14 protein-coding genes and 2 pseudogenes are annotated in these 20,862 nt (G+C 44.9%); 11 read left to right on the top strand and 5 right to left on the bottom strand.

Annotation, left to right across the window (positions count from 1 at the left end; genetic code table 11):
* Window positions 1–245: 245 nt before the first annotated feature.
* The 3 genes from LPKJCM_RS02755 to LPKJCM_RS02745 all read right to left on the bottom strand — a co-directional run bounded on the left by LPKJCM_RS02755 (window position 246) and on the right by LPKJCM_RS02745 (window position 2,632).
* Window positions 246–1,391 carry a GH25 family lysozyme gene (locus LPKJCM_RS02755; RefSeq protein WP_057962585.1) on the bottom strand — a complete coding sequence of 382 codons (1,146 nt, stop codon included), beginning with the start codon at window positions 1,389–1,391 and terminating at the stop codon, window positions 246–248.
* Window positions 1,392–1,466: 75 nt separating this feature from the next.
* Window positions 1,467–1,664, bottom strand: a complete 198-nt coding sequence (locus LPKJCM_RS02750) for a hypothetical protein (protein WP_057962586.1) — start codon at window positions 1,662–1,664, stop codon at window positions 1,467–1,469.
* A gap of 17 nt (window positions 1,665–1,681) precedes the next feature.
* Window positions 1,682–2,632: an AraC family transcriptional regulator gene (locus LPKJCM_RS02745; protein WP_057962587.1), complete on the bottom strand. Its 951-nt coding sequence runs from the start codon at window positions 2,630–2,632 to the stop codon at window positions 1,682–1,684.
* A 408-nt stretch (window positions 2,633–3,040) separates the two neighbouring features.
* On the opposite strand from LPKJCM_RS02745, the gene LPKJCM_RS02740 reads away from it, so the two are divergent.
* The 5 genes and pseudogenes from LPKJCM_RS02740 (at window position 3,041) to LPKJCM_RS02720 (ending at window position 12,804) form a co-directional block, all read left to right on the top strand.
* A complete protein-coding gene (locus LPKJCM_RS02740) occupies window positions 3,041–4,459 on the top strand; it encodes an MFS transporter (protein ID WP_057962588.1) in 1,419 nt (472 codons plus the stop codon).
* Between the two features lie 39 nt (window positions 4,460–4,498).
* Window positions 4,499–6,480, top strand: a pseudogene (locus LPKJCM_RS02735) (glycoside hydrolase family 127 protein).
* A gap of 302 nt (window positions 6,481–6,782) precedes the next feature.
* Window positions 6,783–7,778 carry a LacI family DNA-binding transcriptional regulator gene (locus LPKJCM_RS02730; RefSeq protein ID WP_057962589.1) on the top strand — a complete coding sequence of 332 codons (996 nt, stop codon included), beginning with the start codon at window positions 6,783–6,785 and terminating at the stop codon, window positions 7,776–7,778.
* Window positions 7,779–8,344: 566 nt separating this feature from the next.
* Window positions 8,345–10,156 (top strand): beta-glucuronidase, encoded by a 1,812-nt coding sequence (gene uidA / locus LPKJCM_RS02725; protein WP_057962590.1) that lies wholly within the window; start codon window positions 8,345–8,347, stop codon window positions 10,154–10,156.
* A 95-nt stretch (window positions 10,157–10,251) separates the two neighbouring features.
* Complete coding sequence (locus LPKJCM_RS02720) at window positions 10,252–12,804, top strand: glycoside hydrolase family 30 protein (protein ID WP_057962591.1); 2,553 nt, start codon at window positions 10,252–10,254, stop codon at window positions 12,802–12,804.
* A gap of 200 nt (window positions 12,805–13,004) precedes the next feature.
* Here the strand turns inward: LPKJCM_RS02720 and LPKJCM_RS02715 are convergent.
* Window positions 13,005–13,578: pseudogene (locus LPKJCM_RS02715) on the bottom strand (LOG family protein).
* A 124-nt stretch (window positions 13,579–13,702) separates the two neighbouring features.
* Here LPKJCM_RS02715 and LPKJCM_RS02710 point away from each other — a divergent pair.
* The 4 genes from LPKJCM_RS02710 (at window position 13,703) to LPKJCM_RS02695 (ending at window position 18,097) form a co-directional block, all read left to right on the top strand.
* Window positions 13,703–14,143 carry a GNAT family N-acetyltransferase gene (locus LPKJCM_RS02710; protein ID WP_057962592.1) on the top strand — a complete coding sequence of 147 codons (441 nt, stop codon included), beginning with the start codon at window positions 13,703–13,705 and terminating at the stop codon, window positions 14,141–14,143.
* A gap of 19 nt (window positions 14,144–14,162) precedes the next feature.
* Window positions 14,163–15,383, top strand: coding sequence for an MFS transporter (locus tag LPKJCM_RS02705; protein ID WP_087069525.1), 1,221 nt, complete (start codon window positions 14,163–14,165; stop codon window positions 15,381–15,383).
* A 349-nt stretch (window positions 15,384–15,732) separates the two neighbouring features.
* Window positions 15,733–17,352, top strand: a complete 1,620-nt coding sequence (locus LPKJCM_RS02700) for a peptide ABC transporter substrate-binding protein (RefSeq protein WP_057962593.1) — start codon at window positions 15,733–15,735, stop codon at window positions 17,350–17,352.
* A 19-nt stretch (window positions 17,353–17,371) separates the two neighbouring features.
* Entirely contained in the window at window positions 17,372–18,097 is a 726-nt protein-coding gene (locus LPKJCM_RS02695; RefSeq protein WP_087069524.1) for a gamma-glutamyl-gamma-aminobutyrate hydrolase family protein, read from the top strand.
* Window positions 18,098–18,361: 264 nt separating this feature from the next.
* Here LPKJCM_RS02695 and LPKJCM_RS02690 read toward each other — a convergent pair whose 3' ends face one another.
* Window positions 18,362–19,261, bottom strand: a complete 900-nt coding sequence (locus LPKJCM_RS02690; protein ID WP_057962594.1) for a DMT family transporter — start codon at window positions 19,259–19,261, stop codon at window positions 18,362–18,364.
* Window positions 19,262–19,401: 140 nt separating this feature from the next.
* Here LPKJCM_RS02690 and LPKJCM_RS02685 point away from each other — a divergent pair, with 140 nt between their 5' ends.
* Together LPKJCM_RS02685 and LPKJCM_RS14025 are read left to right on the top strand one after the other, a co-directional pair.
* Window positions 19,402–20,577 (top strand): glutamate--cysteine ligase, encoded by a 1,176-nt coding sequence (locus LPKJCM_RS02685; protein ID WP_225364097.1) that lies wholly within the window; start codon window positions 19,402–19,404, stop codon window positions 20,575–20,577.
* On the top strand, window positions 20,547–20,783 hold the full coding sequence (locus LPKJCM_RS14025) for a hypothetical protein (protein ID WP_225364096.1): 237 nt from the start codon (window positions 20,547–20,549) through the stop codon (window positions 20,781–20,783). The genes LPKJCM_RS02685 and LPKJCM_RS14025 overlap by 31 nt, the downstream gene beginning before the upstream one ends.
* Window positions 20,784–20,862 lie beyond the last annotated feature (79 nt).

The raw sequence follows: 20,862 nt of genomic DNA, 5'->3' as shown, positions 1-20,862 counted from the left end.
AAGAAGAGCCCAAATTATTCAGATGATGAATCAGTTCTTCACATTTTTGCCGACACGGTTAGTTTCGCTGTTAACAGCAAGCTAAATGGTTAAATTAATTAAAATATGCCCTGTGATACCAAGGGATCAGTCTGTCTTCATACTTTCAAGTTTCAGATTCTGAAATAATTTCAATAGAAAATGCCGAGAAGTCAGACTGATTTCTCGGCATTTTTGTATTTAATTTTGAATTTTCAAATTAGCGATTAATTCAAATACCCACGCCAAATCCAGCCGCCATGATTGCCAGTCGTACTTTTAACGTGGTAGTAGATGGCGTAATGGCCGGTGTTCTTCTTATACAGTTTTTCGTGAGCATCTGTAACCCAGGTAACGTTAGGCAATTCGGAATTATAGCCATAGCGAGTGCCTAAGTGCTTTGAATAACGGGCCCCTTTGGTTGTCTGATAATAGTGAGCACCCATGTTACTGCGCCAAACTAATTTGACGGATGCAGAACGGGCAGCCGAATACTGCTTACCTGATGGCCCAGGAACCTTGACGATTTCACCATCATTCTTGGAACTTGATGAATTTGAGGTGTTCGTCGAAGAACTTGAGCTGGCACTGCTTGCGCTTGAAGCACTTGAAGCGCTGCTCGAGTTGGCATTGGTATTAGTAGAATTGGCAGCCGATCCGGAACTTAAGTAGAAGCTATTGTTCAATTGGCTGACGTCTAGATTCTGGTTGATGTTGGGGAACCGGTAATCAGATGCCCACTGCCATGCGTTGGCCGACGGGTATTTATTGCCGGTCGGGGTACCAGGGTAATCAGCAATCCAGCCTTGGTTGGAAGCATTGGTGTCAATTTTGACTTCCAACCAACTCGCCATGGTATAAAGGTCAGTCTTGTTATAGCCCGCCTGGTTCAAAGCGGAATCAAATGCCGCCAGGTTTGTATCATTAGTGGTTTTTGAGATACCCCCCAATTCTGAGGACTCAAAATCAGCCACCATCACAACATCTTTTGAAGAAGTCACTGACTGAACGGCATTGATAAAGTTTTGGGCTTCGGAAGCGGCCTGGTCAGTCGTTGTAAAGTGCACAAAATGGTAGAAATTAATGCTCAATCCCGCTTGTTGGGCATATTGAATTTGCTGCGAGAGATACGGATTGGTGTATCCAGTTCCCTCGGATGCTTTGATTGTGACAGCTTTAACCCCATTTTGAGCTAAGGTTTGATAATCAGCGGCAGTTAAATTCCCCTGCCAGCTTGAAACATCAACCATATTAGCGCCGGGTTGGCTGCTGGACGGCGTCAAAGCGGCATGGGCCGTGGCGTTCGTCCCAAATAAAATTCCCCCAGCGAAGAGCCCTAAAATAACGGCCCCTCTTTTGAAACTTTTCCTCATAATCACTCAACTCCCATCTATGTATATACACGTCACTGTGATACTAACATGAATGAGAGGCAATCGGTAGAATGTTTACTTATTGTTGCCACTTCGTCGATCAAGTGAAAAGCTCCAGTAAATTGCGAGTAACAAAACGGCGGCGATTGAAATAGTTGTAATATTGTTGGGCATTGCGTGGGTACTGACTTGCCAAGCGACATAAATTAACGCCAGTTGAAAAATCCACGATAAAATGGATTGGCCGGCAAACTTTTTAGTGAAAAATTTCATTAGATAATTCCTCCTATTTATTCTGGAATGTCCCCATTCTCAGGGTTGTAATCGATTGAATCGGCGATCCGCTTAGGAATTGGAATCTGCGGGTCCACGTGGGGATTGTTGAGGTGAATCAGATTATAGGACTTGCGGTACTCGGTTGGTGATAGGCCGGTAGCACTCTTGAAGCGGCGCATGAACACCTTTGGATCGTTGAAGTAAGAGTTGTCGGCAATTTGCTTGATCGACATATCGGTTCGAATTAAAAGTAGGGTGGCGACTTCGATTTTGACGTGGTTCAAGTACTGGAGCGTTGTCAGGCCGGTACATTGCTTAAATAAGCGGGTCAAATAATCTGGATTAAGATGACTGCGGTCGGCAATCTCAGCAACGGTTAAGGTACTAGACATATTAGCGCGAATCCATTCTTTTAAACTGTTAATGCGGGAGCTGTCTTCATTGGCATCCGGGCGATTGAAATATGACTTGTACAGCTGAATTAAAAGGGCAGAAACCAGGTAGTCCCGTTCTTCAATAAATGACAGTTCGTTGTGGATCGACAGAATCTGATGAATTAGAATGGTCGCCTCCTCATAATCAGCTAATTTGAAATAGCGCGGCAGAAAAATTTGCCGCTTCTTACTGGTACTGGCTTTGACTTTTTCCGTCATGTCATCTTCATCGGCAGTGACCGTATCTTCTTTGTGCTGGGAGAAGAAGTGGACCCAGTAAAAGTCGACGTCCCCTGGCGAATCCTGATAACCATAAAAAGTGGTAAACGGCGGTACAATCAGTACTTCATGGGCGTTCAGGGTATACCGTTGATCACCAATTTGTAGATAAATCGGTCCTTTAATACATAGAATCAATGCATAATCACCTTTATGATACATGCGACGATGATGCCAGCCTTTGTGAGCCAGAAATTCACCGCCCTTATAATAGAGCAAGGTTTTTTCCATTGTGAACGTTGAGAACAACATTTTAAGCGAACCTCCTAACGATGTCGGAAATCGTCACCAAATATACGCAAAAAGTCTCTTAAAGCGATGTCGGAAATAATCACCAAATGTACGAAACGGTGCCACAAGTGGCCTTTAAACGCGGCCCGGGGACTGATGGTTTTCTTAACTGGTCGGATATCATCACTTCTTTTGCCATTATAGCCCTTTTTTATGATTTGAAATCGCTTACTATGATACTTGTAAAAGCAAGTTATCTTTTGCACGTGCAATTCTGTCAGAAGGGAAGTTGAGGCCAATGGTTCAAATCAGCGATCGAATGAGAAGTTCACCAATTTCTTAACCAACTCATTTCAGCGTTTCAGCAATCATTTTTCACCACTCAACGATGAGCGGTTTACCAAAATTAATTTATTTGGAGGAATTATCATGAGCTCAAATGCAAACGTCGATTCAAATACGGCAAGTGCTCAAGCATTACTTAACGACACCTTGCCTTGGCACAGAAAGATTACCTATGGGTTTACCGATATGTCCGGTAACTTGCTGTACTGTATTATCAGTTCTTACATGCTTTACTTCTTCACCAACGTTTTCGGCCTCTCTGTTGGAACGGCCGGGGTTCTACTTCTGATCGGCCGTGTCTTTGATGCCATTGGCGCGCCTGTCATGGGGATCCTGGTTGACCACACCCACAGTAAATATGGAAAGAGTCGTCCTTGGTTCTTGTGGATGTCATTACCATTCGCCATCTTTGTCTGGTTACTGTTCACCACACCAGCCTTAAGAGGTACCTTAAAAGTTGTTTATGCCGGTGTTATGTACATCTTAGCCGATTTATCATACACTGCAATGTCAACCCCTATTACATCTGTCTTACCTAACTTAACTTCAAGTACCGATGGCCGGATGCAGGCTAACTCCATTCGTTTGGTACTTGGTAATGTTGGTAACTTCTTCGCGGTTACATTCATCATTCCATTCGCTGGCTTACTTGGCGGTGGTAACGATCAAAAGGGCTGGTCATTAGCTGTTGGTGTCTACTCAATTGTTGCCTTCATTCTGTTGATCATCGCCTTCTTCGATATGCGTGAAAAGAATATCGAAAACGAAAAAGTGATTACCATTAAACAAAGTTTGAAAGCCACTAAAGGCAACTGGCCTTGGGTCTTGATTGTTGTTGCCAACCTGGCTTACTGGACTGCCTTTATCGTTCGTAACGCTTCAATGCCTTACTACTTCCAGTACAACATGGGCAGCAAGGGTCTCATTTCATTCTTCAACGGTTTCACAATTATCCAAGTTATTGGAATGGCTTCAGTTCCATTCTTCGTTAAATTTATGCATAAATGGGGCACCACCATCTTCTTCCTGTTAATGACCATGGTTGGCCAAGCCTGGGTTTGTTTAGCTGGCTCCAACGTCACTTCTGCTTTAATCGGTTGGTGTGTCGCATGTATCGGTTCAGGGAGTGCCTGCACAATGTTCTTCGCCATGGTCGGTGATACCGTTGACTTTGGTGAATGGAAGACCGGTATCCGTGCTAACGGATTCTTAACTGCCATCGGTGCTTCATTCTGTATCCAAATGGGTTCAGGGTTTGGCTCATTCATTGCTTCAATGCTTCTCAAAGGATTTGGTTTCAACGCCGCCAACGCAACTCAATCAAGTTCAAGCCTTGGTGGAATCAGCTTTACCTTCGTCTGGGTTCCAATTATCATTTACGCAATCAGTGTTATCTTAATGATTATGTATCGTAAATGGGAAAACCACGAACCAGTTGTTAAGGCTGACCTTGCAAAGCGAAATGCCGAAGCTGAAAAGAATGCTGAAGCTGCACAAGCTTAATTATGAGATTGATTTTAAACTTTAGGAGGAACGCATAAGATGCAAGTTTACACCACACCAAAATTAAATAAGGTCAAGGTTACTTCTGATTTCTGGAAACGTTATCGCGAACTGGTCGTCAAAGAAGTCTTGCCATATCAATGGAAAGTTATGAACGATGAGGCTGACATTTCTATTTCTGAGGATCCTCAGAACAATGGCCAAGACAAGAACAGTCATGCAATTGCCAACTTGAAGATTGCTGCCGGCCAAATGAAAGGCCACCACTATGGCTTTCCATTCCAAGACGCCGATGTCTACAAGTGGTTGGAAGCGGCTGCCTACTCATTTGGCTACCATCCAAATCCAGACCTCAAGAAGATTACTGATAATCTGATTGATTTGATCGCTGACGCCCAAGATGACGACGGTTATCTGTCAACCTACTTCCAAATTGATGCCCCAGAACGTAAGTTTAAGCGACTTCAACAGTCACATGAACTCTACACGATGGGTCACTACATTGAAGCCGGCGTTGCCTATCATCATGAGACTGGCAACCAGAAGGCTTTGGATATTGCTAAGCGGATGGCTGACTGCATCGACCGTCACTTTGGCCTTGAAGAAGGCAAAATTCCCGGCTACGATGGTCATCCTGAAATTGAATTAGCTTTGTCACGTTTATATGAAGAAACCGGTGAAAAACGCTACCTTGATTTGGCCCACTACTTCTTGAACCAACGGGGACAAGATCCAGCCTTCTTTGAAAAGCAAATCAAAGCTGATGGTGACAGTCCTGACCGCGACCTGATTCCTGGGATGCGTGATTTCACCCGTGAGTACTACTTGGCCGCAGAACCTATTAAGGATCAAAAAGTGCCTCATGGCCACGCCGTTCGAGTTGTCTACCAGTTGTCTACCTGTGCACCGGAATGGCTTACGTTGCCCGCTATACCGGCGATAAGGATCTCTTGGCTGCCTGTGATCGGTTCTGGAATGACATTGTCAAACGGCAGATGTACATCACTGGTAACATTGGTCAAACCACGACTGGCGAAGCCTTCACCTATGACTATGATTTACCGAACGATACCGATTACGGCGAGACTTGTGCGTCAGTGGGGATGTCATTCTTTGCTCGGCAGATGCTGAATATCCACGCTAAAGGCGAATATGCCGACGTGCTTGAAAAAGAACTTTTCAACGGCGCCTTAAGCGGCATGGCCCTTGATGGCAAGCATTTCTTCTACGTCAACCCACTGGAAGCAGATCCGGTTGCTTCTAAAGGCAACCCAGGAAAGTCCCACGTCTTGACGCATCGGGCCGACTGGTTCGGTTGTGCCTGCTGCCCAGCCAACCTGGCTCGCTTAATTGCCTCAGTTGACGAGTACCTCTACACCGTTAATGGCAACACGATTTTGTCCCACCAATTCATCTCTAACGATGCAGAGTTTGATGATGGCTTGAAGATTTCTCAAACCAACCACTTCCCATGGAGCGGTGACATTCATTATGAGATTGCTAATCCTGATGAAAAATCATTTAAATTAGGAATTCGTATTCCTGACTGGTCGGCTGACTTTGACCTGGAAATTGATGGCGTTTCAACCACTTTGCCGGTGGATGATGGCTTCATCTATATCAACGTTGATGCTAAATCGACAACCATCGACTTGAAACTCGACATGGACGTTAAGATCATGCGCGCCAGCAACCGGGTTAGTGATGACTTTGGCAAGGTGGCCGTTCAACGTGGACCGATCGTTTACGCTGCTGAAGAAGCTGACAATGAGGCACCACTGGCTTCATATGAAGTCGCAGCTGACGCCAAGGCCGACTACCATTTTGATGAGAAATTGTTGGATGGTGTCGGAGTCGTCAAGGTGGCTGCTCAACGACAGAAGCTTGATTCTAAAGATGCCCTTTTGTATGTGGATGCCAGCCAGCCGGTTGAATCTGAATCCGTTGACTTGAAGATGGTGCCATACTACGCCTGGGCTAACCGGGATAACGGCCAAATGCGAGTCTGGTTGAACAAATAATAGTTGTAAATAATTGGTAACATTACTTTCATCATTAATAGATTTACGGTATAGTGTTACGAGATCCTGATGTTATTTCTGACATGACATCACAAACGAACCCCATTCGTGAAGGATCGGCCCCTCCATGTAAAAATGCGTGGAGGGGCTTTTTGTGTCTAAGGAGTTAATCGTAAATAATTGTTAACTTTTCCGGTTCGAAAATTCACGTCTGGACCTGGATATGATACTATGCAAGAGGAAGCTTTTATTTAGTAAATTTTACAAATTACGAACTGGGATATGTTTATGTGGGTGATAAGATGACAACAATTAAAGACGTCGCTAATGAAGCGGGGGTTTCAATATCGACGGTTTCACGGATTTTGAACTTTGATGAGACACTTTCCGTGGGGGAAGACACTCGAAGAAGAGTCTTAGAAGTTGCTGAAAAGCTCCGGTATAAGAAGCGCAATCGCCATGTACCAAAGGGCGGCAAAAAGATTGGCATTATTCAGTGGCATTCCGACAAAGAAGAGCTGACTGATCTTTACTACCTTCAGATTCAATACGGAATTGAAAATAAAGCGTCCAGTTTAGGTGCTGGCGTTGAAAAATTGACGTTTGATTCGGTTGATAAGAACCGAGTGAAGGGTCTCAGTGGGATGATTGCGGTCGGCAAGTTTGATAAGACCGAAGTGATGAGCTTGAAATCGTATGATCTCCCGCTGGTGTTTATCGGTGAAAATTATCTGACTTACGATTGTGACAGTATTCGCAGTGATTTTGAATCGCCTGTTCGAAAGATTATTGACCGCTTCATTGATCGGGGAATCCAAGATATTGGGATGATTGCCGGCAAGGAAACGACTGTCACCGAGAAACAGGGTGTTCGGGATCCGCGGGTCTCAACTTTTGATTCATATTTGGCTGAAAAAGGCCTGTTCAATGATGCCTTTGTTTTCCAAGGGCCATTTGGGCCGGACTCAGGATTTGAACTGATGAATACTGCCATCAAACAACTGGGAGATAAGCTGCCCCACGGATTTTTGATTGGGAGTGACTCAATGGCAGTCGGCGTTTTGCGTGCTTTACAGCAGCAAAATATCAGCGTGCCGGATCGGGTCAGCCTGATTAGTTTTAACGACGTTGCGATTGCCAAGTACACTAGTCCGGCCTTAACAACGGTCCACGTTCACACTGAATTGATGGGTGAGCGGGCAATTGAAATGCTGACGGATCGGATCAAGGAGCCGAAGAAAGTTCCCGAGTTGACCGTCATTGCGACTGAACTGATGGAACGTGAAAGTAGCCTCTAACTAATCTGGCTGTCAATTAGCCGGACTGATTGTTTTACTAAAGAGTAGTTGGTATTATTGGGAGATTGGGACAAAAGGCGTTTTGATCCCAGAATTTAACAAATAAACGCAGTCATTCCGGATTTTGGAATGACTGCGTTTATTTGTTAAATGGCCGGGATCAGCCGTTTGTCGCAAGTTTTGTCAATATAAAAGTGGTAATCAAGGTTGCAACCAAAACCACCGTAAGGACTAATGTCCCAGCCTCCTTTCTGTCATCGAATTGTGATTTAACATAATAACAATCAGTTATCCTCTGGGAGAAGTCCTAACGATGCCTTATTTTTACTAAACTTTGATGAGAATATATGGAATAATGTGCCAATGTGTAAAAGTTGGTTCAATCCAATCGCTGAATTAGTAAACAACACCATGATAGTACCAAGCGGAATGGGTCTCTAAAATAGTTTTACTAAAATCTATTGACTATGTCCGATAATATAGTAAAATTAAGTCATTAGTAAAAAGAAAGCGCTTGCGAAAATAATTGTTAATGCCCGCTTTTGAAACCCTAGGAGGATTAGATTATGGAAAAAGGTTTACTTTATCCAGTTACCAACCAATTTAGACAAGATCAAAAATTAGACGGCATATGGGACTTTAAGTTTGACCCGGAAGCTAAGGGTGAGGCCAAGGGATGGACGACTGGCTTTGATGATCCCATCAAAATGCCGGTACCAGCCAGTTTTAATGACTTTTTCACCGACAAAGATTCCCGTGAGTATACCGGAGATTTCTGGTATGCTAAGAAGTTCTTTGTGCCAACCTATATGGACGGTAAAAAGATTCAACTGCGATTTGGAGCAGCAACCCACCGGGCAACCGTTTATGTGAACGGTCAAGAGATTCGATCACATGAAGGCGGTTTTCTGCCATTCACCGCAGATATTACCGATGCCGTCAAATTAGGTGAAGAAAATATTGTGACTTTGAAGATGAACAACGAACTTCACCGCGATGCTTTGCCCGCTGGTGACACGGCTACTTTGAAGAATGGCAAAAAAATGGCTAAACCTTTCTTTGACTTCTATAACTATTCCGGATTAAATCGGAGCGTCCACTTATTAGCCGTTCCTCAAAATAATATTTATGATTACTCGACAACTTACGAGGTTAGTGAGGATCAGGCGACCGTCCATTATCGTGTTGATGCAACTGACGGCAAGGACTTCAAAGTTAGCTTAAGCGATGAAGACGGCAATGTGGTCGCAACCAGCGAGGGACAAACTGGGGACTTAGTGGTTAAGAACCCAACCTTGTGGCAGGTTCGCGATGCATACTTGTACACCATTAAATTCGAATTATTGGATGCCGGCAAAGCGGTTGACGAATACGCTGATGAAATTGGGTTGCGAACTATTGAAATCAAAGGTCACGAAATCCTAGTCAACCACAAATCTGTCTATCTGCGTGGTTTTGGCCGTCACGAAGACAGCATTTATGCCGGCCGGGCATTTGATTTGAACGTTGAACGTCGTGATATGAACTTGATGAAGTGGATTGGAGCCAACTCATTTAGAAGTTCCCACTACCCATATGATGAGCAAGTGTATAAGTTTGCCGACCGGGAAGGGATTTTGATTACCGATGAAGTGCCGGCAGTTGGCTTTAAGATGGCCGCTGCTAGCTTCCTTGGCGGCTTAAACCAATCATTCTTTGATGGTCATTGGATCGATGAATTATACAAGAAACATATTGATCAGGTAAAAGACATGATCAAACGTGATAAGAATCACCCAAGTGTCTTGGCATGGAGCTTATGCAACGAGCCGGACACCTCAACTGATTCAGCGGTTCCATACTTCACCAAACTGTTCAACGACTCAAAGGATTTGGATCCTGAGAAACGACCAAGAACCTTCACTCTTAACGAAGATGATACCTTTGAAACTTCCAAGTGCTTGAAGTTCCCAGACTTCTACCTCTTGAACCGTTATCCAGGCTGGTACCACAAGTGGGGTTATGAAATTTCTGATGGTGAAGCCGGCCTCCGCGCTGAACTGGATGAATGGAAGAATTCAGATATTGATAAGCCGATTGTCTTCTCAGAGTACGGTGCCGATACTGAACCGGGATTGCACAAGTTGCCATCGATCATGTGGAGTGAGGAATATCAAATTGAACTGTTAGACATGTTTGATCGGGTCTTTGACTCTTACGACTTCATTCGTGGCGAACAGCCATGGAATTTGGCAGACTTCCAGACCGTCGAGGGCAACATGCGGGTTAACGGGAACAAGAAGGGAATCTTTACCCGTGACCGTCAGCCTAAAGCTGTAGCCTTCTATTTGAAGAAGCGTTGGACTTCGTTACCATTGGATTATAAAGCAGGTAAATAGCATTGCAATAGAGGTCGGAACAATACTTAACGAGTACTTGTGTTCCGACCTCGTTGTTTAAAAAACAGATAGAACAATTGAAAAGGAGTGTCAACATGAACCAGACAAATTTTGTGATTGACGGCGCACAGCTGGATCTAAATGCTAAGGATGCCAACACATTCAAAGGCTTTGGCTACTTGAGCTGCAACAACTCTTCCAGGCTGCTGCTGGATTATAAATGGGAACATCGAGACAGCTATGATCAGATTTTGCAGATTCTCTTTGGTGGCAAGCACCCGTTGATGCGGATGTTGAAAGTTGAAATGGGCGACGATGCCAATACGTCGTCCGGAACGGAACCGGCAACCATGCGCTCAGCTGAGGAAACCGCAAACGTTTATCGGGGAGCTGGTTTCCAATTAATCGCCGATGCTAAGAAAATCCAGCCAAACCTAAAGACGGCGATTCTGCGTTGGGGGGAACCGGGCTGGCTGCGAAAAGACTGGTTCAATGCCAAGTCCGCCGATCCAGACAGTAACGTTCCCGAAACCGCGTATGAACCGATGTATCAGTGGTATAAACAGACCATCATTTCAGCTTATGAAGCATACGGTTATTTGATTAATTACATTGATCCTGATCGAAACGAAACTAAGCATCCAATGGTCAAGTGGATTAAGTGGTTTGCGGATCGACTGGCAAATGATCAATCGGGGTTCCCGAATGACTTTCCGGTTAGCGACTACCAACATATTAAAATCATTGCGGCAAATCAAAACTATGAGCGTGATTTCGGTGATCTGATGATTGCCGATCAAGATTTACGCGAGCGGGTTGAAGCGCTTGGATTCCATTACAACACCGATGACGGCGCAAAAGAGCCATTCACCAAATTAGCGGATGAGTACCATCATGAAGTTTGGTACAGCGAAGGCATTGCCCCCATGACGATGGGCAAGTATCGGGTTCGCGCCAGCAATGGTGACGGAATTGGCGGCCGGCAAAGTGGTTTGGATGTGGCTAATCGACTGATTAAGAGCTATGTCAAGTCACACCGGAGTCTGTATATTTTCCAACCAGCAGTTTCTGCTTACTATACCGGTGTCAATTACAGTCATAAAGAGCTGATCAATGCGAACCGGCCGTGGTCGGGTTACTATGAAGTTGATAACGTGGGACTGCAGTGCATGAAGCACTTTACTGATTTTGCCAAAGCCGGCTGGGAAGACGAGGGCGCTTGGCGATACTTAACCAGCGCCTGTGACAGTCAAGTTGGTGGAACCGAGAACCTGGATCATAACCGCCAGGCCCCCAGTTATATGACATTAATTGCGCCGGATAAATCTAATTACTCGGTGATTTTTGATAATGATAGTCCTGAGGCGAGAACCTACCAGATCAAGCTGGCAAACCTTCAGGATACCCAAGACAAACCAGTTTTCGTTTGGCAGAGTACTGGTCCGAAGCAAGCCGGTGATGCGTACGATAGTCAGATCAAACAGCTAAGAGAAACGATCACGCCAAGTCATGGGCAGCTTGAGGTTGTGGTTGAGCCGCATGCCATTGTGACGGCAACGACCTTAGACCTGGCTGGCGATCGGGAGGTTGTGTATCATCGGCTGGAAAGCCCACACAGCGATCACACCCTTGGCATCAAGTCTGAGGATGGGGTTTTGTATCAAGATGATTTTAGTTACGACGGTTATCCCGACAACTATTTATCTTCTTGTGGCAATACACCGCGATTCACCGCAGATCAGGGTGGCGCCTTTGAAGTGTCTCAGACAGCTAACGGCAACGTCATGCAGCAGATGATCACCGAGAAGCAGCGGGCACTTGATTGGGAATATTCGTTTGCGCCTAATTTAACCGTTGGGGATGACCATTGGACAGATTACCAAGTTGCCGTTTCGATGAAATTTGACGATCAGACCGCGCAGAATTCGCCAACTGGAAACTACTTTGGTATTGGTTTGCGAGAAATGACTGACGTCAAAGGTCGCCTCGAGAGTGCGCCATATGTCTTTAAAGTGTTTACCGATGGGGCGTGTGAACTGATTAAGAATGACCAAATCATTGCTTTGGAGCACGTTGATGGTCTGGATACCTCTGCCACTCACCTGGTGATGTTTGCTGCTGAGGGGAACCATTTAACTGCGACAATTGATGGTCAGCAGGTCTTTGATTATACCGATACAGACAACCCCAGTTACAGTGGTCGGGTCAAACTTGGGAGTGGGTACTACCATACCCAGATCAATCGGGTAACGGTCATTAAAATCAAGCAAAGCCACTTAATTGAGCGAAGAGTGGATGATTTGGATCCGGCTATCACTTACACTGGTAACTGGAACCATGTTTGCGGTTTGGGCAATACCAAATGGAATCGGACGCTGTCAACGGCTCAGGCCGATCAAAGTGATACGCCGGGATTCGAATTTGAGGTTGATGGGACTGGTTTTTCACTGATTGGGGCACAAGACGTACCCAGTCATTTGAAATTGGTGGTGGATGGTCACGTCCTTGATTGGAATCGGGCACCACAAGTTGGTACTGACCGGACGGAGAACACAGTGGTTCATGGCTTACCTGCCGGAAAACACCACGTCCTTATTCAAGTAGTTGGCGGTACCTACACATTAGATGCGATAGATTTCTTAAAATAGAATCGAAAGAGATTGGGACGAAAGGCGTTTTGATCCCAGAATTTAACAAATAAACCCAGTTATTCCGGATTTTGGAATGACTGGGTTTATTTGTTAAATGGCCGGGATCAGCCGTTTGTCGCAAGTTTTATCAAGATAAAAGTGGTAATCAAGGTTGCAATAAAAACCACCGTAACGACTAATGTCCAAGCCTTTTGTAATTAGTATTGACGAATTTTTGGTGGAACATAAGTTGTCATGAAGGCATAAATTTCATCCAGTGAATCGGAGAAAAGCACTTTCTTGCGATCGGCTGCCGATAAGAAACCTTCAGTTGCCATCTGATCAAACATTTTGGCAAGCGAGTCGTAGTAACCATTCACGTTATAAAAGACACAGGGGTTAGGATTGTCTCCCAAACGGGCCCACGAGAATGCCTGAGTAATTTCTTCAAGCGTCCCGATGCAGCCGGGAAGGGCAATGCAACCATTGGAGAGGTTCATCATCTCAGCTTTACGGGCAGACATGTTGTCGGTTACCGTTAAGTCTGAGAGTTCTCTTAGGCGAGGTGATTCGGCGCCCTGTGAAACGAGCTGCTTAGTCGTAACGCCGTGAATTTGACCGCCTTTCGCCAGCACTTGGTCGGACAAGATGCCCATCAACCCGACGCCACCGCCACCATAAATCAATTCCAGATTGTGTTCGACCAGCCAAGAAGCCAATTTTTTTTGTGGCCGTGATGTAAATGGGATTGTTGCCGGTGGCAGCCCCGCAGTATACAGCGATTCTTTTCATATCCAGTCTCCTTTGAAAATAGTCTAGTTTTATTTTACCAGTTTTTCTGAAAACAATTTTTGAAAATCGGCATAGGGGACTATAATTGAATTACCATTTCTCGAAATCATTTAAGGAGGACACCATGAAAACCTACGTATTAGATAATTCAGACGACATGTGGCAGTATTTTGCCAAACTAATTGGTAACGTTTCTTGGCCGGCAGGTAAGTATTTGGCCAACGAGATGCTTGGCGGACGCGTGTCTGATTGGGAACGGGTTATCGTTATAATGGATGGCGATCAGCTGATTGGCTTTTGTGCGGTTGTTAAAGAAGATATCGTTAAAGGAACCGGTTATTCACCATTCATTGGTTTTGTGTTTGTCAGTGAGGCCTATCGCGGTCGACACTTGAGTCAACAATTGGTGAAGCTGGCGGAAGATCAGATTAAGCAAATTGGTTTTCACAAGGCTTATATTGTGACAAAACACATTGGACTGTACGAAAAACTGGGGTATGAGCAAACCGATACTTCAGTTGACCAGTTAGGAAGAAAGATGAGGATTTTAGCAAAGCAACTATAATTGATTGAGGAGAGAAGCAATGAGAGAAGAGACCACAGTACCAAATCGCCAGAAAGTTATTTTGGGCGCGCTACTAATATTTTTAGTTGGGGCGAATATGCGGACGGCGATTACAATCGTCCCACCGATTTTGACCAATATTCAAAATTCCTTTAAGATGCCGGAATGGTTTCTGGGGAGCTTGACGACGATTCCACTAATCTGTTTTGGCCTATTGTCGCCGACGGTTACATACTTTATTAAGCGGTTTGGGATCCTTCGGGTAACGATGATGGATTTGGGGTTATTGACCATTGGTAACTTTATTCGGGTTTATTCGTTTACCAGCTTGTTGGTTGGAACAATTTTCATTGGTTGTGGAATTGCCATGTTAAATGTGCTGGCGCCAACACTGGTTTCCTATTTGTTTCCGATGCAGATTGGGACTTACACCGGGATGTACGTTTTCGCCCTTTCACTATCCAGTTCAATTTCAGCTGGGTTTAGTGCAGTGGTCAGTCACTTGATTTCTTGGCAGGTTATGATCCAGTTCATTTCGATTATTCCAATCATCACAATTGTTGTGGCGATTATGCTAAGAAGATCAGGAAAAAGAAAGACCTCAGTCAAAAAAACAGCGTCATCGCTTAATCCAGAAGTTAAAGTTAGCGTTTGGAAACGGCCACTCGCTTGGGCATTGGGTGGCTTCATGGGGCTTCAGTCACTGCTATTTTACTCAATTGTAACGTGGTTGCCGCCAATTCTGATGGCATCAGGGATTAATCAGAATACGGCGGGATACTTGTTGGGATTACTCCAGCTGGTTGCATTGCCGATTTCGTTTGTGGTGCCAAGAATTATCAGTTCGGTTGCCAAACAGTCAACGATGATTTGGATAATCTCGGGGTTGTTCGTCGTTGGACTAGGATCATTGATGATGGCGGCTAACAGTTTCTGGTTTGCAGTTCTTGCGTGCATTCTATTGGGACTATCTACGAATATGGCGTTTAGTGAAGCGATGACCTTATTCTCGTTGAAGACGAGAACCCCCAATGAAACAGCGTCAGTTTCTGGAATGGGTCAATCATTCGGGTACCTCTTGGCGGCGACGGGGCCAATGATTTGTGGCTGGATGCATGGTCTAACCACAAACTGGTTTGCGGTTTTGATTTTCCTTTTAGTTGTGACCATCGTGATGACTTTTGTCGGTTTGCTGGTCGATCGGGAGGCGTATGTGTTTCCCCACGATTCGACTAGGTAACGGTCACCAATCTCCAAGATTCGCCTTTATGATAAAAAAATTAAAATATGAGTTGACTCTCAGAATTAATTGGGTACAATTATCAGTAATATATTTCAACTAAGATCGAATGAGTAATCAGTGAAGTTAGCCAAGAGAGCTGTCGAATCGGTGAAAGACAGCCTAATGGAATTGATGAATATGGTTCGTGAGTTGCGGTAGCCGAGCGTTTGTGAGGCTATGATGTTGGGCACATTATCGTCTACAGTTTAGAACTGACAGAGAAGGTATGCGTGAGTGTGCTTTGAAGTAGGGTGGTACCGCGACATGTTCGTTTTATTTTTTCCAAACTTTAAGGAGGCGGATGCAGATGAAGAAGATCATTGTTTCAGTAGTGGGGTTAGCAAGTATTTTGGTGTTGAGTGCCTGTGGCAAGTCGACATCAAGCAAGGATGAAACCAGTCGGACTTTTAAGACAACGGCTCAGACAAATGTGATTACAGTCGACCCCAACCGGGCAACCGATGTTGGGAGTTATTTGGCGATTTCACAAGTTGTTGAAGGGCTGTATAAACAAAATAATCAGGGAAAGGTTGTCCCCTCGGTCGCAACCAAGATTGTCCAGCCCACGAACAGCGGGAAAACTTACACTTTTAATTTGCGACATGATGCCAAATGGAATGATGGCAGCCGGGTTACTGCCAGTGACTTTGTCGCTTCGTTTAGACGACAAGTTGACCCCAAGACTAAATCTCAGCGGGCAGGTCATTTGAGCGATATTCAAAATTATGCAGCAGTGAATACCGGCAAAGCTGCCCCGTCCAAATTAGGGGTGAAGGCCCTCGGTAAGTACAAACTGCAGATTAAACTAAGTCATCCAGTTCCTTACTACAACTATGTCATCGCGACTCAACTCTATCCCATCAATCAACGAGCACTCGCTAAATGGGGCAGCAAATACGGTCAGGATTCCAAACACGCGGCTTCTGATGGTGCTTATGAAATCAAGAATTGGAATTCATCTAAAGATACCTGGAACTTGGTCAAGAACAAAGATTACTATGATGCAGATAAAGTGGATTTGAATAAGATTCATTTCCAGGTTGTGAAAACGCCACAGACCAGCATGAGGTTATTCCAGGCGAAGGATATTGATGAAACCCAGATTTCCGGCAGCTTGGTTGCCGATGCCAAGAAACAGTTTAAGAATGAAACGGTGGTTTCTAAATATGGCCAGGTAGCCTTTATCCCTTGGAACAATTATCGAAAGACCACTCGGAATCTCAATTTGCGCCGAGCGTTAAGTTACGCCATTAATCGTCAATCGTTGGCTAAAAACGTCTTGAAAGATGGTTCCCTTCCAGCACAATCTGTTGTTCCGGAAGGCGAGGTTAAAGATGCTAGCGGCAAAGACTTCAATGCTGGAGTTGAACCTAAATTGACGTATAATCTCACTAAGGCTCGCCACTACTTCAAATTGGCGCAAGAAGAGCTCGGCAAAGAGAAGATTAGTGTGCAGCTGTTGACGGCGGATACGGACGCCTATAAAGCCGTTGCTGAATATATTCAGTCACAGGCAAAAAAGGTGTCGCCCAACTTTAATTTAGTCGTCCGATCAATTCCACTCCAGCAAGAAATTTCCGACTTCAGCAACCACAAGTTTGATGCTGGAACGCTGGGCTGGTCAACGGACTTTCCAGATCCAATTGATTATCTTAATTTGGCAGCGAAAGCCGGTGTCATTAACTTTACCAAGTGGACGAATGCGCAGTACCAACAACTGATTGACCAGATCAATGATACGACTAACCAAACTTCAGAACAGCGGGTTAAATTGCAGCAGAAGGCCGCCTCTTTGTTAAATGAGCTCCAAGGTGTCACCCCACTGTATCAGTATGCTTCGGTTCATTTGCGAACCAAGAATATTAAAGGCCTTGATTATCCATTGATTGGCTATCAGAAATATGAGTATGCAAGCTGGAAGAAGTAGCAAAGGAGATTATGATTTTATGATGAAAAAAATTGGCATTGCCAGCAATCATTTGATTCATCCCACTGAACGATTTGGAACCAATTTTGTCGACTATATTCAACGAGATTACGTCACTGGCCTTCGACAGGCAGGCACGCTGCCAATCGTACTACCCCTGGGTGATCCTAAAGACGCTGAAGACTATATTTCAGGAGTAGATGGGTTGCTGCTGTCTGGGGGCCAAGGGGTGACACCGATTTTATATGGGGAAGAGCCATTGGCAGAAGTTGCCGAAACTGATATTTATCGCGATCAATTTGAAATTGCGTTGATTAAAGCTGCTCAAAAAGCTGGCAAACCGGTTCTTGGTATCTGCCGGGGGATGCAGGTGATCAACGTGGCGTTAGGTGGCAATCTGTACCAGGATATCTATCAACAGGCTGGGGCGACCGAAAAACATAACCAGTATCCGACGTCTTGGGAGATCCCCACTCACCACGTGACAACCACAGATGACTCGTGGCTTCGAGAAATTCTGGGCAAGCGGTTTGCGGTTAACTCATTTCACCATCAAGGGATCCATGAGCCCGGTTCCCAATTGAAAGTGGTCGCCAAAAGTGATGATCAGGTTGTGGAAGGGATTGAATCAAGTGATGGTCGGATTATCGGTGTTGAATTTCACCCCGAGATGATGCGGGCGACCCACCCAGAGTTTCAGAAGATTTTTGATTATTTTGCCAAATTGGCTCAAGTGGATAAGTAAGGATATTGAAGACCGAAACCCAGTGATTAGACTGTGGCTTCGGTCTTTTTACGCGCTTTTTTAAATTAAATGTGTTCTCCAAGTCGATGTATACTGGATAGTCAATAACGATCAGGTTAATGATGTGCACCACTCTTATCTAGACTAAACGTGCAGCAATCGGCTGATCCCGGCCATATAACGCAATTAGGCAGTCGTTCCAAGTTCAGGAACAACTACCTAATTGCGTTATATTCTGGGATCAAAACGCCTCTTGCTCCACTCTTACATTGTCGTATACGCTGCCCAAGCCTGAACCGCCACAGTTCCTAAGATAAGAACAGCACCCATTGTTTCCGGCACACCAAAACTGACCCCCAGAAAAATAATTGAGAGCATGGTGGCCGAGAGTGGTTCAAATGACCCAAGCACGCTGGCAGTCGTCGGTTGAATGTACCGCAAACTTTGAAGGTAAAATAGGTAGGCAAACATCGTGCCGAAAATGACCACGAAGGAGACACTCCCATACGTTGTCCAAGAAAAGGCCGGCATGTGATCCCAAATCCGGTAGTAAAGACTGAACGCGGTCCCGCCAATCAGCATTGACCAACCGACGATCGGAATCGAACCGTATTCTTTTAGCAGTTTGCGAGGCAATAAGGCATAAAGGGTGGAACTCACAGCTGCCCCTACACCCCACAAAAAGCCCCCTAAAGGCATCGTCAATGTGGTGAGCTGTCCATGGGTAACCAGAAGAACCGTTCCGGACAAGGCCATGATGACAGAAAAGACGTCAATTCGTCGGGGAAAGCGTCTGTTCCAGAGAGCTAAATAAATAATGATCATTGCCGGGGATAAGAATTGAAGGATCGTGGCGGTGGCGGCATTCCCAGCCTCAATCGCCATAAAATATGTATATTGTGAGGCGGCCATTCCAATGAAACTAAAGAAGATTAAGCTGAGTGAGTCCTTTTTGTGGTGCCAAACCCCCATTTCTTGGCGATGATCGCCAACCAGGCCATACAAGACCAGCAAAATGCCAGAAATTAGCATGCGGACAGAGACCAGCCAGCGTGAGCTGATATGGACGTCGTCAAATAAAAACTGGGCAATGGTACCCGAAATCCCCCAGAGTAACGGTCCCGTTATTGCCAGCATAATCCCGCGAATACTCGCATTTTTCAACCGATTCACCTCCTGCACGTAATGAACCAATTATATTACAAAGATAATTGTTTTAGAATAACCCTTTGTAAAATAAAGTGAATTGCGTTAGAGTATCATTAATATTTAATGATAGAACAATACATAAGGGAGGCCTACTCATGTTTGATAAAATTGGCCAGATTATTTTCAATAATGAGATTGTCGCCAATGCCAGCGACTTTAATATGGGCATTGAAGTTGAAACGATTCGGATTGATTCAGCGGGGAGATTGACCAAAGAACCATATCCCAAAGCACTTGGTAATCAGAGAAAGAACCACTTCATCAAAACGGATGTCTATCAGATTCAAAGTGAGATTATCACGCCGACCGCGCGAAAGTCCCTGGATGCGATGCATTACTTGATGGCACTTAATGACACGTTGAGAAACGCTTTGGAACCCAATGAACTGCTATGGCCGTTGAGCATGCCACCCGTATTACCCCAGGACAAAAGCACGATTCCAATTGCTAACGTTGATCCAAAACAGAAAGCCTACTACGAAAAATGGATTAAAACCCGCAGCGATACCCAAGGAATTCCTGTCGGTGTCCATTTAAATGTCAGTATCAATGATGACGTCCTCAAAACTGTTTGGCAGGCAGTTAACGATCAGTACGACTCATACGCGGATTTTGTCAATTTCATTTATATTAAAATTGCCCAAGGGTTTGACTATTACCGGTGGTTAATCACTTACCTGTTTGGCAATAGTCCAATTGCTGAAAAGAATTTCTTCAAACCCGATGCCGATCAGCCGCAACATGAGGTTCGAAGTATTCGCTCGTCTAATTATGGGTTAACGTCTGATGTGACCCACAATTATCGCAGTGTGCCGGACTATGTCAAAAATATTGAAGCAAATATCGCCAGTGGGGCTTTGTTTAGTGAGGCGGAATACCATTCAAGTGTTCGGCTGAAAACCATGCATGGGGATCTGACCGATATGATTAAAAACGGAACGCAATACATTGAGTTACGCATGCTCGATCTTGATCCGACGACCGCCCTTGGTGTGCGGACGTCAGCTATCCGCTTTTTCCGGATTTTACTGAGTTACTTCATGATGATGCCGACCCTTGAAAGCGATGAAAAGATTAATCTCAAACTGGAGCAGGGACGGGCGATGAACGAGGTGGTGGCCCTTGAAAGCCCCACTCAGCAGACCATTTATCATCATGAGGCGCAGACTTTCTTGGATCAATTGCAATTGTTCGGTGCCCAAATTCAGTGGGGCCCGAATACCAAGAAGTCTTGGATACCATGCAGGATCGACTCGATAACCCAAATCTGACACCTGCCGCAACATTGTGTGACCACGAGGTTGACGGTTCACTGATGTCTTATGGACTGGCAATGGCCAACCGGTATCAAAACCGGGCTCATGAGAATCCCAATCCATTCACCGGTTTTGAAGAGCAGCCGGATATGGACGCCAATGAGCTTCGGCAACTATTATTCGGCGTCATGGGGAAGCCCGAAAATTATAAGAATGGATAGATTGATTGACATGTATTTGAGGAGTCACTAAAATACGTCATAACTAATTAAAACTCTGCCGAATGTAGGTGAGGGCGGG

The sequence above is a fragment of the Lentilactobacillus parakefiri genome (genome assembly GCF_002157585.1).
GTDB classification, from domain to species: domain Bacteria; phylum Bacillota; class Bacilli; order Lactobacillales; family Lactobacillaceae; genus Lentilactobacillus; species Lentilactobacillus parakefiri.
The sequence above is the reverse complement of the archived record's forward strand: the minus strand, read 5'-3'. Positions and strand labels throughout refer to the sequence as shown.

Bases quoted from the DNA above. Each gene is read 5' to 3' on its own strand.
- LPKJCM_RS02755 (WP_057962585.1), bottom strand. From the start codon at position 1,391: ATGAGGAAAAGTTTCAAAAGAGGGGCCGTTATTTTAGGGCTCTTCGCT.
- LPKJCM_RS02750 (WP_057962586.1), bottom strand. From the start codon at position 1,664: ATGAAATTTTTCACTAAAAAGTTTGCCGGCCAATCCATTTTATCGTGG.
- LPKJCM_RS02745 (WP_057962587.1), bottom strand. From the start codon at position 2,632: ATGTTGTTCTCAACGTTCACAATGGAAAAAACCTTGCTCTATTATAAG.
- LPKJCM_RS02740 (WP_057962588.1), top strand. From the start codon at position 3,041: ATGAGCTCAAATGCAAACGTCGATTCAAATACGGCAAGTGCTCAAGCA.
- LPKJCM_RS02730 (WP_057962589.1), top strand. From the start codon at position 6,783: ATGACAACAATTAAAGACGTCGCTAATGAAGCGGGGGTTTCAATATCG.
- uidA (WP_057962590.1), top strand. From the start codon at position 8,345: ATGGAAAAAGGTTTACTTTATCCAGTTACCAACCAATTTAGACAAGAT.
- LPKJCM_RS02720 (WP_057962591.1), top strand. From the start codon at position 10,252: ATGAACCAGACAAATTTTGTGATTGACGGCGCACAGCTGGATCTAAAT.
- LPKJCM_RS02710 (WP_057962592.1), top strand. From the start codon at position 13,703: ATGAAAACCTACGTATTAGATAATTCAGACGACATGTGGCAGTATTTT.
- LPKJCM_RS02705 (WP_087069525.1), top strand. From the start codon at position 14,163: ATGAGAGAAGAGACCACAGTACCAAATCGCCAGAAAGTTATTTTGGGC.
- LPKJCM_RS02700 (WP_057962593.1), top strand. From the start codon at position 15,733: ATGAAGAAGATCATTGTTTCAGTAGTGGGGTTAGCAAGTATTTTGGTG.
- LPKJCM_RS02695 (WP_087069524.1), top strand. From the start codon at position 17,372: ATGATGAAAAAAATTGGCATTGCCAGCAATCATTTGATTCATCCCACT.
- LPKJCM_RS02685 (WP_225364097.1), top strand. From the start codon at position 19,402: ATGTTTGATAAAATTGGCCAGATTATTTTCAATAATGAGATTGTCGCC.
- LPKJCM_RS14025 (WP_225364096.1), top strand. From the start codon at position 20,547: ATGCAGGATCGACTCGATAACCCAAATCTGACACCTGCCGCAACATTG.